A 12,275-nucleotide genomic window follows, 5' to 3' on the forward strand; every position below is an offset into this window, starting at 1 on the left:
TCGCGATTGACGGTCCCTTGTCTCTGTAGCAACCGTCTGCCTAGTCTTGGGGCATGGCTCTTCGTCTCGAGGAAATTGTTGTCGACTGCCGTGATCCTGTGTCGCTTGCGCGGTGGTGGCAAACCGTGACGGGGTGGCAAGTCGTGGGCGAGGACAGCGACGGAGTCGAGCTTGCTCCTGCCCCTGGTCAGACGCCCAGCATAATGTTCACCGAGGTAGCCGAACACAAACGGTATAAGAACCGACTCCACCTTGATTGGGTACCCGACGACCAGAACGCGGAGGTCGAGCGACTCCTGAGCCTCGGGGCCAGCCGCGTCGACATCGGTCAAGGCAGCGCGCCATGGGTTGTTATGGCCGATCCGGAAGGAAACGAATTCTGTGTCTTGGCCGCGCGGTAGAAAGATCTCGTGACGCTTCCCCGAAGCACGCAGATGTCCGGCCGGCGAACCCCGCTTTAGGACACGAAAGCCAGGGCCTTCAGGATCGCCGAAACCTCGGTGCGCGCCGTGTAGTCCACGTGCACGTCGGCGAAGCGAACGGTGCGATCGGCGTCGAGGATGAGTACGGTCGGGAACGGGATGCCAGCGGTGGAGTCGGCGTTACTGTCGGCGACATCGAAGCCAAGCTCGGTGTGGGCAACCCGTGCCTCAGCACTCGGCTCGGTGACGATTCCGAGGGCTCGAACGAAGGCGTTGGACGGATCGGAAAGCACCGGGAAGTTCAACTCGCCGCCCTGGACGGCGGCGGTTGACCCAGCCGGTGTCTGCGGGCTGATCGCGACCAGTGCCACTCCGAGTCGATCAAGCTCCGGCCGAAGATCACGCTCGTAGGTGCGCAGCGTGATGTTGCAGTACGGGCACCAGGCGCCACGATAAAACACCAGCACCGCGGGCCGACCCGCCGTGACGCTGAGCAGGTTCACCATCTGTCCGTCGAGTCCAACGAGCTGCGCGTCGGCGACGATGTCACCGACCGCAATGGCATCAACGGGTACCCCAGTGCTCCTCAAGTCCTGCTGCTCCCGATCAAATACAGCAGAGAGATCAGGGCCGATCTGCGCGGTGAAGCCCACATTGAATTCGCCAACCTGTTCGCTGATGCTTGTCGTCGTCAAGACTGTGCCTTTCGTGGGGGTCGGGACTACGAGAAAACCCAAGAGTAGGACATCACGATTGGGCGCGACCGGAGACCCGTCATACGAGGACACGAGACTTTGTGCGCACTGTCAGGAAGGGCAAACGCGCACTCTTGGCTGGAGCGATTGCGCGCAGCCGCCCCGTGGGATCGTCCGCCCAGGGATGGCTCGGGCTCAGGGCAGTGCAGCCAGGAGTTCGCGTTCGTCGTTGTCGGTGAGACCGGCGCCGTGTGGCCCTGCATCCGCACGAGCGATTTCCCAGTGGAGGGTGGCGGCGAGGGTGTCTGCTAGTGGGCGGAGTGCAAGTCCAGCGGCAAGGGCGCGCTCGTTCGATCGCGCGTTCATGCCGTACCAGGAGCGGTCGGCGAGCCACAGAGGCATCGAGCGCGGACCAGACCACTCGCCGACGCCATGGTCAGCAAGCCAGGACGCCGGTGCGCGGACGATGGCGCCGTGATGCGCGGCGGCAGCCCGGGCAGCATCAATGTGTTCGAAGAAGGGAACGGGCATCCCCATCGCATTGAACGTCCCGACGGGTCCACCTTCGGCCAGCAGTACAAGCCAGGCGGCTAGGTCTCGGATGTCAATAATGGCTGTCGGCAACTCGGGCGCATCCGGCACGAGCACTGCACCGTCTTCGCTTGAAGGATGAGCAAATCGCCACGGCCAGTATCCGCTTCGCCCGCTCAGGTCGCCGGGCCCACCGATGAGCCCAGCACGCGCCGTCACCGTCCGGCTGCTTCCGAACCCTGCGAGGACTGCGTTCTCGCAGGCGACTTTCGCGGCGCCATAGTCTTCCATCGAGGCCATCACATCCGCGTCCAGCGGGTCGAGTAGGAGCGCGTCCTCGTTCTGGCCGATCTCCTCCTGGGAGGCGTAAGCATTGCCGCTGGAGACGAAAATATACCGTTCCACCATCGGTTCAAGATCCCGCACCGCGCGTCGTACGTGACCCGGCTGCCGGGCAACGTCGATCACTGCGTCCCAGTGCTCGGCAGCAACGGATGCCAGCGCGTCGTCGCGGTCCCGGTCAGCATGGACGAGTGCCGTGCCATCGGGCACATCAACCCCGCGAGCAAGACACGTCACGTGATGCCCGGCGGCAAGGGCGGTCGCAGCGACGGTATGGCCGACCCAGGCCGTCCCTCCAAGTACGAGAAGTTTCATGGCAGCATCATTGCAGCTCCACCAGTTAGCACTTGCTCAATTTCAGCCCGAGAAGATTGGTGCCTATTTTTTCACGGTGAAGGCTGAGGCTATGCCAAATCGTGGCGGCGTTGCTTACCCGCAGAAAGGCGGCACCTCTGCCCCGCAAAAAGAAGTTATCGTGACGCATCGCGCTCATCGATCGGTGCGGATGCTCGGCTGTTGGGGCTACTCGGAGCCGCTCCGCAGCCGTTGCTGCAGAGCAATCTGTTTGCAAAGACGTACTCGCGTTGCTTTGGGGGATGATGCGGATCGCCGATTCTCCCTGCAGCGAACGGAGCACATGACATCGACTCACCGGCACATTCATGACCGTCTTGTCGTTCGTGCGGCCCCTCTGGCCATCAAACGATGTCTCACACGGTGAGGCTTCATCCTCGTCCTGACGGCTTTTGCCGTTCCTTGACAGCGTGACGAGGGAGCTTGCCGTGAATGTGAACCCGATCGTGTATCGATCAGCGTTGGATCGAGCATCCGCCGGGGCGATGAAATGGATCGAATCCATCCCGAGCAGGCAGGTCGCACCGACCAAGAACATCGACAAAATGGTGGGAGTATTCGCTGAACCCCTGCAGGAGCATCCGATCGAGCAAGCGAGGTGGTGGATGCCTTGGTGAGACTCGCCGAGCCGGGCCTGATGGCGATGTCCTCCGGTCGCTTTTTCGGTTGGGTGATTGGCGGAACTCTTCCCGCCTCTCTCGGTGCTGACTGGCTGGTCAGTGCATGGGATCAAAATGCGGCGATGCGTTACGCGTCGCCGGCAACCGCGGCCATCGAGCAGGTTGCGGGTGAGTGGCTCCTCGATGTGCTTGGGCTACCGACGGGATCGGAGGTCGGATTCACCACCGGGGCGACGATGGCGAACTGGACCGGATTGGCGGCAGCGCGCGCTTTCCTGCTCGATCAATGCGGTTGGGATGTCAACATGCACGGGCTGCAGGGTGCACCGCGGTTCATGGTTCTGGTTGGCGCGGAAAGACACACCTCCGTCGACCTGGCCCTCCGCTATCTCGGGTTGGGTGCGCCGACGGTCGTAGTGGCTGACGACGAGGGCCGGATTCGGATCGATGCTCTCCGCGCATCACTGGAAACGACACCAGGTCCGATCATCGTGTGCCTTCAGGCGGGCAATCTTCATTCCGGCGCCTTCGATCCGATGGCCGAAGCAATCGCGATCGCCCATGAGCACGGCGCGTGGGTGCACGTGGATGGGGCGTTCGGTTTGTGGGCCAACGCCAGCCCGTCGCTTCGCGGACTGTTGGACGGAGTCGAGACAGCAGACTCCTGGGCGACGGATGCGCACAAGTCCCTCAATGTCCCCTACGACTGCGGCGTCGCGATCGTCGCCCGGGCAGGCGCAACTCGGGCGGCCCTCGGTACCCAGACCGCCTATCTCATCCGTGCGTCGGGCGATGCTCCTGACCCGTACGACCTGGTGCCGGAGATGTCCCGTCGTGCGCGTGGGGTACCCGTGTGGGCCGCGCTGAAGCAGCTCGGTCGATCCGGTCTCGTCTCCCTGGTCGATGGGCTCGTCGCGAACACGCAGGCACTCGCTGCCGGGCTTGCAACCCTGCCGGGAGTGACGGTCCTCAACGAAGTGGTCTTCACGCAGGTCTGCCTGAGCTTCGGATCGGACGAGCGAACCCGCGAGGTGACCCGCCATCTCATCGAGGAAGGTGCCGTGTGGATGTCCGGCTCACGGTGGAAGGATCGTCAGGTCCTGCGCATCTCCGTCAGCAACTGGTCGACCGATGCCGCCGATATCACCGCGTCCGTCGCAGCGGTCAGTCGCGCGATGCGGAAGTCATCCGATGCTCGCGAATGACCGAGTCGTCTCAGTTTTTCGCACGAGGGTGCGCTCACACGTCGCCTCACACGCTGAGCGGGCACCCTCAAGGTGTCCAGTTATTACCCGTGTTGTAAAGGAGAAATGTCATGCCGCTCGTAGAGGTTAAAGTAATCCAAGGAGTGTTCAACTCGGAAGAGAAAAGCGAGATGATCCGCAGAATCACCGAAACAATGGTCGACATCGAGGGCGAGAATCTCCGCCAGGTGACGACGGTCATCGTCGAGGAGGTTCTCAGCGGAGACTGGGGCATCGGGGGCAACGCCCTCACCACCGCCGATGTCCATGCGCTGCAGGGCCGGGCAACCGCATCGGTTGTCGCGGGCTGAGCCGTGAACGTGCGGGTGCGACTTCTGGGACCTCCTCGATTGGAGGGTTTCCCCGAGTCGCACCCGCCGCCCCGAGGCAAGAAGTCCTGGGCGTTGTTCGCCCGCGTCGCCCTCGCAGAACGCCCGGTGTCGCGCCTCGAGCTCGTAGACGAACTGTTCGCCGAAGCGAACGATCCCCGTGGTGCACTGCGCTGGTGTCTCGCCGACCTTCGCCGGGCACTGCAGGACTCCGAACTTTTTCGCGGAGACTTCCTCTCACTCTCGCGGACAGGGATGACCGTCGATGCCTGGGAGCTCATCGACGGCACGCTCGATACAGGGCAAATCGGGGGGTACTTCCTCGACGGGCTCACCCTGCGCGACTCCCCAGGCTTCGAAACCTGGTTGCTGCTCACACGGGGACACCTGCGCGCACGATCGTTGGAGGAGCTTCGACGTGAGGCGCTAGCACTCCTCGGTGCCGGGCAGACGGAGCGTTCGAGCGCCGTCGCGGGTCGGGCAGCAGCCCTCGAACCGCTGGATGAGGACGCGCAAGAACTTTTTCTACGCTCACTCGTTGCGGATGGCAGGCCCGGTCTCGCGGCGCTGCATCTGGCGTCCTGCGAAGCGACATTCGCCCGCGAGGGCCTGAGTCTCTCACCCGCCCTCAGAGCCGCTGTGAGGATCAGCGACGACCGACCGCGAGGACGGCTGCAGGCTGGAGTCGTCGCATCCTCCCTCCTCCGCTCGGGGAGCGACGCAATCGACGCCGGCAGCGTCGACGCCGGTATTGAAACGCTCCGGCGGGCCGCGGAAGAGGCCACGATCTCCTCCGATCGGCAGCTTCACATCGACGTGCTGATGACGCTCGGAGCAGCCCTGGTGCATGCAACCCGGGGCTTCGATGGAGAAGGAGCCATCATTTTGCATCAGGCGATGGCGCTTGCGCGAAATCTTCGCGACGACCCTCGGGTCGCCGAGTGCTTGCGTGAACTCGCATTCATCGATGTGCAGGCCGGACGCCACACGTCCGCGGAAAGATCTATCCATGAGGCAAGAATCCTGGCCGCTGGCAGCGGTGATGAGGCGCTCATTGCGGGGGTGCTGGCGATTTCGGGGATGAACGCAGCGGACCAGGGAAGGCACCGGGAAGCCGTCGCACACCTGACCCGCTCGGCGCGCGTCGCGCACGAGGCGACTCGCCCCCGTCAAGAAGCGTGGTCTCTCGGTGTGCTCGCCCGCTCGCTCCAGCTCAGTAGTGACCCGGAGGAATCCCTTGCTGCAGCCGACGCGAGTATCCGGTTATGCGAACGAGAACGGTGGAATGCATTTCTCCCCTGGCCCCAATCGTGGCGCGCGAACGCGTTGCTCGAACTCGACCGTCACGATGAGGCGACAGACGTCGCCCAAAAAGCATTCGCGCTCGCCTGTGAACTGGGCGATCCCTGTTGGGAGGGAATGGCTGCGCGATCCCTCGCCCTGATCTCGCTCAACACTGGCGATATCTCCTCCGCCCAGGAATGGATCGACGACGCCAGGACGCGCTGCAACCGGATCCAGGATCGCTACGTGTGGGTCTCCGCGTACGTCGACCTTGCCAACATCCAGATCCTCTCTCACCGCCGGTCGCCAGTGGTCGAATCACTGGCATCGCAACTGTACGCAGATGCCATTCGCTTCGATCTACCCGAGTTCGCGCGATGGGCTTTGGCCTATCGAGCCTGATTAGTGCGCGCGACACTAGGCCCAGATATCGACCTGGTCAGTAGCTGAATGATCGTCAAGAGCGAAAACTCGCCAATCACCATCCGCTGAGTGGTCAGTCAACAGGGCTACCTGTCCGGTCTGACTCTTCATTTTTTCTGGCCTCCGCTCGCCGCGCGGGAGGCACCGTCGTCGTTGTGAAACTCGACAGACTGGCGCGTCGCTCAGGGATGCCGAGGGCATCATCGTTGTCTCCTCCTCAGTGTTCAGGCTATGGTCGCCGAGTTCGAGTCGGATCTGACTCCAACTCGAACCCGGAGCGTGCCGTTCCTGGTTAACGGGATGCTGAGGGCGGCTGGTATTTGAACCCGACGTGCGAAGCGACAAAGCCGAGACGTTCGTAGAACCGGTGCGCATCGGTTCTCACGGCGTCAGAGGTGAGTTGGATGAGGCCCACGTCAAGGGCTGCGGCCGCAACATCCGTGACCCAGCGAATCATCGCGGACCCGATACCGGCCGATCGGTCTCCGCGGCTACGTCGCCTCGAGCTGCGCTGACCGGGTCGTCGGACAGGAGCATCATGAGCGAATTCAGATCCTCCGCCGAGGCGCGCCGCAGCGTGACCAACCCAAGGCGGGAATCGAGCACTACGGGGAGCGAAAGGTTCTCGAGCATCCCACCAGCTTCCCACGCTCCATTACCGGGCCCCGCCGCCTGCACGCGAGACCTCCACCCGACCAAGGAAGCGTCCGCGATACAGGACGATCCCTCCTTTATTGCAGGCAAATGCGTCAGACGCTTGAGTCGGGTCGATAGCGCCGAAAGTCCGTGCCCTTGCCCGAGCGGCTGGGTTAATTGTGAACGTGATCGGGCTTCTGTTGGGTTCGCCCTTGGGCGATGGTTCGACCACGGTCGCGGTGATCCGCCGCCGGGACTCCGGCGAAGAAGTACTGAGGGTGGTGCGGGGTGGGGTGCGGCGGAGTCTGGATGTTGGATCAGCTTCAACGAGATTTGAAGTCGATGGAGGAGGAAAGTTTCACTGCCAAATGGCGCGCGGGCACGGACTGGACGATGGCGCTGCGCCACCCGGGCTAATTGTGCAACTGGATCAGCAAACCAGCCGAGAAAGCAGAGGAAGAAACTAGCTGCCTAAACTCACGCCGGCCTCATCCACCTTGACGGTATCCGATAGACCTGGCGAGCGAAGGCGGCCAACCGTGCGGCGGCCACCATGATCGCTGAGGTACGCACCGGGCTGAGGGCAGCCGCCGACTCGGACTGGTAGCCGAAATACGGCGAAAACCTCAGCGACTTCACCCAGTGGCTTTTTGGCGCCTGTACAGCTGGAAGATTTTCCAATCGCCCACGAGTGAGCAGTGACTGAACGGGCACTGCGTGCCATCGCATCACATCGAGTCGTCGTCGGACCAGTGCGCGCGCAGAGCGATCGCCCGCTACGACAAAAGCCCCGGTTGAGACCCATCCGTCAAATGACGGAATTGGGTCCCGGGCCGGTGCGTCTTAGTTCGTAGCGTGCTGGTGCGCTACGCGAGCTTCACGAAGAACTTCGACCCGCCGAACAGTCTGCCGACGGTTAATAGGCCCTTGGCGGCATCAGCCGTCGGAATCATAATGACGACCTTCCCAGTAGCGGAAGCGCCCGGATAGATCTCGTTCATTGCTGTTTCATCGCCCGGCATCACGACGATCGAGTCCGAGCTCGTGTGGGTGGTGCCGGCGGCGGAGACGAACTCGATCCTGACGTCGATAGCCGGAGTCCCTGTCTTTTTTCCGACGTACTTGTAGGTCACGGGTACGAGAATGTACTGAAAGCCGGGCTTCGGTGCCGAGTTGAACTGGTTCGCCGCGGTGACCGTAGCGGCCGCGTCGAGTACAACGGTTCCGAGAGTAGTTTCATAGTCAGGGTTCCCGGAAATGTCCTTCAAGGAGATGGAGGTGCTGACCGGCGCCGGGTTCGTGCGCGTGCCTATCGGGTCTTTTGGAGCTGCCGGTGCGGCTGACCCGCCGGAGGTATTTGTAACGTCACTCGGAGCGGTTGCACTAACACTCGAACACCCAGCAAGCCCTGCGGCGAGAACCAGTGGGAGCACAAGGGCGGTAATGGATTTGGAGCGCATGGCGAGCTGCTTTCGTTTGCTGTGAATAAGAGTCTGAACTGACACGGTAGCGATATCCTCGGACATGACAGTTGTTCGCGTATATAACTGAGTCTCCCGCACCTTCCACCATTGCCGCTCCCCCCACTTTGGGCGGCCGGCCAGTAAATGAAAAGACCCGGGCCATAGACCAGAATCGGTGATCGGCGAGGCGACCTGATTTACCGTTGTGCCGAACTAATCCGCCACGTTCCCGCTCTGGACTCGAATTATCGTCATATATGCGGAACGCTTGAAGAGTAACAACTCTCAATGAAATGGTGAAGATGAGCGGTCCTAGCCCACCGTCACGGGGCCGCGGGCTTGCTCGGGGTCAATCCCAGCACCGTCTACGCCCAGGCGCGAGCAGGAAGTATCCACGCAAGAAAACCGTGTGCCGTGCTTTCCTGACTTTTGCATCGAAGACTGGAGAGCAGATGGCCCGCGCGACCTGGCATTCGGTTCCCCTAATTTTGCTGGCCCTCTGGATCATCGCGGTGATCCAGATCGCGAGATGCAAAGCTGCGGGAGCCCCATCGCGTTGTGGGTGCTCATCATCCCGATTGTCCCCGTTTGCGATACGGACGCTAAACAAGCGCAGGCTCGAACCAGCAGGAGCTTTCGGCACGCTCAACGACACGAAACCACACACTCACGGGGACATCACCCGAAAGAGGTTTGACTACTCCCGGTCACACTCTGACTACAGCGCGTTACGGGCTTCCCCGTCGGCGGAACTGACCTCTCCCGGTGAACCGGTCTCATTTTGGCTGGAACAAGTCTCATCTGGCCTGAGAATCCACAACAACAGCAGCGTCCCGGACTGGAGCGAGCGACGGGAATCGAACCCGTCGCCCGTACATCGATAATCCCCGCATTTGCAGGGATGTTAGCGACTTTTCACCTTCGACCGAAGTCCAAAGTGGCGGCGTTTCGCCTCCGATGTGTAGGCGTGCCTACATCCGTGTGATTTCCGTCATCGAGCGTCTCGCATTCAACGAGACCTTGCCTCTTCACCAACCCTCAGCGACACAGTTCGAGGACGAATGGGGACATTGAATGGTGGAGCTTGATTTATGTCACGCTTCGGATCCGGTCGAATACGCGGAGCCACCGGCCAGATCAAAATGGCCGGATTTTTATATTTCTTGCATCGGAGGGCCCGGCCACAACTGATTCTTTTCCGACGGTAGCTGCAGCGATCGAGCTCCACATCACCCCAGCCGATAACAAATGCCATGCCACCCGGAAATGTGCGCCGATTGATCCGAATCAAACGTGGGTCAGTCAAGTTGCAGTCCTCATTCTCGGTTCAACACAACCGCCACGATGGCCGGGGTCTTCCGTGATTCAGCCGTTGAGCACGCTGTATCCGGCGCGCAGGCTGACAACATCCGGCCAATGGGAGGCGCTCAGGTTTTGCGCGCTGACGCCGCTGACGAGGCTCAGGTTCATCGAAAACTTGTGATGACTGCTGCGATGTCATCTTTGTGATGACCGGACGCCGACGATGCGGCAAACGCTTCGTACAACGGTAGGAGTAGGCGAACAGGCACGTCAGTGCTGTCGACCGCGTCTACCATCAGGGCAAGATCTTTTAGCAATCCGTCCACTGCGAACGATGGTGTGTAATCCCTCTCGATCATCATGGCGCCCTTGAGTTGCGCATAGGGAGTGTCCGTCGGACTGCCAGAAATGGTCGAGAGGAACATTTTCGGGTCTAGTCCGAAGGCTTCACACATCGCAAGCGACTGCGCTGTTGCCACGGTCAGCGAAGCAACCCACGCGTTGCAGGCGAGTTTGAGGCCGCTTGCTGCACCGATCTCTGACCCAACGCGGACAGTCTTCGATGCGATCGCAGAGAGCACCGGGTCAAGTCGGTCGATTCGATCTGAATCTCCAGAGACAAGGACGACGAGAGTGCCGTCCTCCGCAGGCTTCTTCGTGCCGACCACTGGAGCATCGACCATTTGTACTGAATGCTCGATTGCCAGCCGTTCCAGCCGGCGGATGCCGGTAGGTCCGACAGTGGAACACTGCATCCAAACGGCCCCATCCATCATCGAATCGAGAAATTCAGGTGCGATTGCTGAGATAGCTGGCTCGTCGAAGAGCATCGTGATCACCACATCCGCATCCGCTACTGCCGCCGCAGACGATAACTCCACCCGTGCGCCATGAGCAGCAAGTGGTTTCGCCTTCTCCTCGTGGCGGTTCCACACGGTCACGTCGTGGCCATTGCGCAACAAGCTACGCACCATTCCGGTGCCCATTATTCCGATTCCGAGAACTGCAATACGCAACTATTCCTCCAACGAATGAGATACCCAAAAACGTACGCCTGATATCCGACAGGGTTGCCAGCCGCCAGCAGAGCGTGCGCACACGGTTTGCCGAAGACACCAACGATCTACAGGCCAACGCGTTCCTGCATGAATCGGGTCTTTGGTATGAGGCTAATTGGCGGGGTTCGCGGCTTCGGACGGGTGCCCGGGTGGGGGCCGCTTACGGGCGTATTCTTGCGGTCTCCGCCGGCCGACGAGCACCGTTTCGGTTATGAATGAATTCCTGATCGGATACGCACGCGTGTCCACGAACGAGCAAGATCTCACCGCCCAACGAAACGCTCTGGAAGCCCTCGGCGTTCGATCGAACCTGATCTACACCGACCACGGACTCACCGACACCAACCGAGCACGACCAGGACTCCGAGAAGCCTTAGCGGCGTGCAGGAACGGCGACACCCTCGTGGTTGCCAAACTCGACCGGCTGGCTCGCTCCCTACGGGATGCGAAAGACATCATCGACGAGCTCACCGTCAAAGGTGTCAAACTCAGCATCGGCGGATCCGTCCACGATCCGACCGACCCGGTCGGGCGACTGCTGTTCAACGTTCTCGCGATGGTGGCAGAGTTCGAATCCGACCTCATCCGTGCACGAACCCGAGAGGGAATGCAAGTGGCCAAAGCGAAAGGCCACCTCCGCGGCAAGCAACCGAAACTGTCGACGGCTCAGCAACGTCACCTGATGGAAGTGCACCGCGCGGGTACACATTCCACGAGCGAACTCGCTGAGCTGTTTAACGTCGCTCGCTCCACCGTGTACCGGACCGTCCAACGACAATCAGTCGACCGCTGAAACACACACACGCCGACACCCGTTGCCGAGCCAAACAAACTCAGCAACGGGACAGCCGAACCGAAGGACCGGCACCAGTCATTCCGATGATCAAGCCATGTCACAAGCGCAACGATCAGCGCATCGCGTTTTGCGTATTCGTGAAAGTGTGATCGACGGTGGACTTCGACCTTGAGCAGATGCACGCATGGGAAAGTCAAAGGCGCTCGTCCACACTCTCGATAAACCACCGAAGCAACTCCAGGGGCAGCGGCTCGAACACGAATACTGCGAAGGAACGAAGGCCTGTGTCTCCATCTTCGAACACTTCGGCTACGCGTTCACCATCGACGTCACGTGTGAGCTCGAGAGCCATGCCATCTCGCTCGCCCACGGAGCTGGCTAAGACCAGGTGATAGCCACTGTCTACGCTCATGGTTCAAAGAATCGCATAAACTTCCGTCGATCCGATAGCGCCATCTACAGCTCGGTGAGTCTCGTATGGAGTGGTGCATCTGAGCGGCAATTTTGTGCCTGCAAGGGGAACCGCTAGCGCGACCTGCCTATGCAGCCGACCGGAGGAGACATGAAATAACGAGCCCTCTGCGCTATTTCATATCCACTTCTGCGACGCTGTCAGTCTCGTCGTTGACCGTCAACGAGAGTATTTAGCCATAAAGATCGGCGGTGTCATCGTCGAAGGCGCTTTCGTATGATCCATGGTGGCTATTCGCGTCAGCGCCGTGACTAGTCTCGCTTTGCGCAAGCCAGCCTTGGCACATCCATGAACCGGAAGTGTT

At 61.1% G+C, this 12,275-nt stretch carries 14 protein-coding genes; 6 read left to right on the forward strand and 8 right to left on the reverse strand.

Going from position 1 to position 12,275, the window contains the following annotated elements; all coding sequences use genetic code 11:
• Positions 1–53 precede the first annotated feature (53 nt).
• Entirely contained in the window at positions 54–401 is a 348-nt protein-coding gene (locus RCH11_RS16160) for a VOC family protein (RefSeq protein WP_327058050.1), read from the forward strand.
• Between the two features lie 56 nt (positions 402–457).
• On the opposite strand, the gene RCH11_RS16165 is transcribed toward RCH11_RS16160, so the two are convergent.
• The 3 genes from RCH11_RS16165 to RCH11_RS16175 all read right to left on the reverse strand — a co-directional run bounded on the left by RCH11_RS16165 (position 458) and on the right by RCH11_RS16175 (position 2,882).
• Entirely contained in the window at positions 458–1,117 is a 660-nt protein-coding gene (locus RCH11_RS16165; protein ID WP_327058051.1) for a peroxiredoxin-like family protein, read from the reverse strand.
• 195 nt (positions 1,118–1,312) lie between these two features.
• Entirely contained in the window at positions 1,313–2,305 is a 993-nt protein-coding gene (locus RCH11_RS16170) for an NAD-dependent epimerase/dehydratase family protein (protein WP_327058052.1), read from the reverse strand.
• Between the two features lie 25 nt (positions 2,306–2,330).
• Positions 2,331–2,882 (reverse strand): hypothetical protein, encoded by a 552-nt coding sequence (locus RCH11_RS16175; RefSeq protein WP_327058053.1) that lies wholly within the window; start codon positions 2,880–2,882, stop codon positions 2,331–2,333.
• Between the two features lie 75 nt (positions 2,883–2,957).
• Between RCH11_RS16175 and RCH11_RS16180 the strand changes: the two genes are divergently transcribed.
• From RCH11_RS16180 to RCH11_RS16190, 3 genes are all read left to right on the forward strand, one after another.
• Positions 2,958–4,169, forward strand: a complete 1,212-nt coding sequence (locus RCH11_RS16180; protein WP_327058054.1) for a pyridoxal phosphate-dependent decarboxylase family protein — start codon at positions 2,958–2,960, stop codon at positions 4,167–4,169.
• A gap of 110 nt (positions 4,170–4,279) precedes the next feature.
• Positions 4,280–4,519, forward strand: a complete 240-nt coding sequence (locus tag RCH11_RS16185) for a tautomerase family protein (RefSeq protein WP_327058055.1) — start codon at positions 4,280–4,282, stop codon at positions 4,517–4,519.
• A 39-nt stretch (positions 4,520–4,558) separates the two neighbouring features.
• On the forward strand, positions 4,559–6,223 hold the full coding sequence (locus RCH11_RS16190) for a hypothetical protein (RefSeq protein ID WP_327058056.1): 1,665 nt from the start codon (positions 4,559–4,561) through the stop codon (positions 6,221–6,223).
• 313 nt (positions 6,224–6,536) lie between these two features.
• On the opposite strand, the gene RCH11_RS16195 is transcribed toward RCH11_RS16190, so the two are convergent.
• The 5 genes from RCH11_RS16195 to RCH11_RS16215 all read right to left on the reverse strand — a co-directional run bounded on the left by RCH11_RS16195 (position 6,537) and on the right by RCH11_RS16215 (position 10,661).
• Positions 6,537–6,701, reverse strand: a complete 165-nt coding sequence (locus tag RCH11_RS16195) for a hypothetical protein (protein WP_327058057.1) — start codon at positions 6,699–6,701, stop codon at positions 6,537–6,539.
• Positions 6,698–6,877 (reverse strand): hypothetical protein, encoded by a 180-nt coding sequence (locus tag RCH11_RS16200; protein ID WP_327058058.1) that lies wholly within the window; start codon positions 6,875–6,877, stop codon positions 6,698–6,700. Before RCH11_RS16200 ends, RCH11_RS16195 begins: the two co-directional genes overlap by 4 nt.
• 480 nt (positions 6,878–7,357) lie before the next feature.
• A complete protein-coding gene (locus RCH11_RS16205) occupies positions 7,358–7,519 on the reverse strand; it encodes a hypothetical protein (protein ID WP_327058059.1) in 162 nt (53 codons plus the stop codon).
• Between the two features lie 227 nt (positions 7,520–7,746).
• Positions 7,747–8,385 carry a hypothetical protein gene (locus RCH11_RS16210; protein WP_327058060.1) on the reverse strand — a complete coding sequence of 213 codons (639 nt, stop codon included), beginning with the start codon at positions 8,383–8,385 and terminating at the stop codon, positions 7,747–7,749.
• Positions 8,386–9,809: 1,424 nt separating this feature from the next.
• Positions 9,810–10,661 (reverse strand): NAD(P)-dependent oxidoreductase, encoded by an 852-nt coding sequence (locus RCH11_RS16215; RefSeq protein WP_327058061.1) that lies wholly within the window; start codon positions 10,659–10,661, stop codon positions 9,810–9,812.
• 253 nt (positions 10,662–10,914) lie between these two features.
• Here RCH11_RS16215 and RCH11_RS16220 point away from each other — a divergent pair, with 253 nt between their 5' ends.
• A complete protein-coding gene (locus RCH11_RS16220; protein ID WP_327058062.1) occupies positions 10,915–11,496 on the forward strand; it encodes a recombinase family protein in 582 nt (193 codons plus the stop codon).
• Between the two features lie 187 nt (positions 11,497–11,683).
• The gene (locus RCH11_RS16225) at positions 11,684–11,881 is read left to right on the forward strand and encodes a hypothetical protein (protein WP_327058063.1); all 198 of its coding nucleotides are present in this window, start codon (positions 11,684–11,686) and stop codon (positions 11,879–11,881) included.
• The last annotated feature ends 394 nt before the right edge of the window (positions 11,882–12,275 follow it).

Origin of the sequence: Glaciihabitans sp. GrIS 2.15 (genome assembly GCF_035984695.1) — a bacterium.
In the GTDB taxonomy this organism is placed as follows: Bacteria; Actinomycetota; Actinomycetes; order Actinomycetales; family Microbacteriaceae; genus Lacisediminihabitans.

Coding starts and splice junctions, on each gene's coding strand:
- RCH11_RS16160 (WP_327058050.1), top strand. CDS start 54: ATGGCTCTTCGTCTCGAGGAAATTGTTGTCGACTGCCGTGATCCTGTG.
- RCH11_RS16170 (WP_327058052.1), bottom strand. CDS start 2,305: ATGAAACTTCTCGTACTTGGAGGGACGGCCTGGGTCGGCCATACCGTC.
- RCH11_RS16175 (WP_327058053.1), bottom strand. CDS start 2,882: ATGTTCTTGGTCGGTGCGACCTGCCTGCTCGGGATGGATTCGATCCAT.
- RCH11_RS16185 (WP_327058055.1), top strand. CDS start 4,280: ATGCCGCTCGTAGAGGTTAAAGTAATCCAAGGAGTGTTCAACTCGGAA.
- RCH11_RS16195 (WP_327058057.1), bottom strand. CDS start 6,701: ATGATTCGCTGGGTCACGGATGTTGCGGCCGCAGCCCTTGACGTGGGC.
- RCH11_RS16200 (WP_327058058.1), bottom strand. CDS start 6,877: ATGCTCGAGAACCTTTCGCTCCCCGTAGTGCTCGATTCCCGCCTTGGG.
- RCH11_RS16220 (WP_327058062.1), top strand. CDS start 10,915: ATGAATGAATTCCTGATCGGATACGCACGCGTGTCCACGAACGAGCAA.
- RCH11_RS16225 (WP_327058063.1), top strand. CDS start 11,684: ATGGGAAAGTCAAAGGCGCTCGTCCACACTCTCGATAAACCACCGAAG.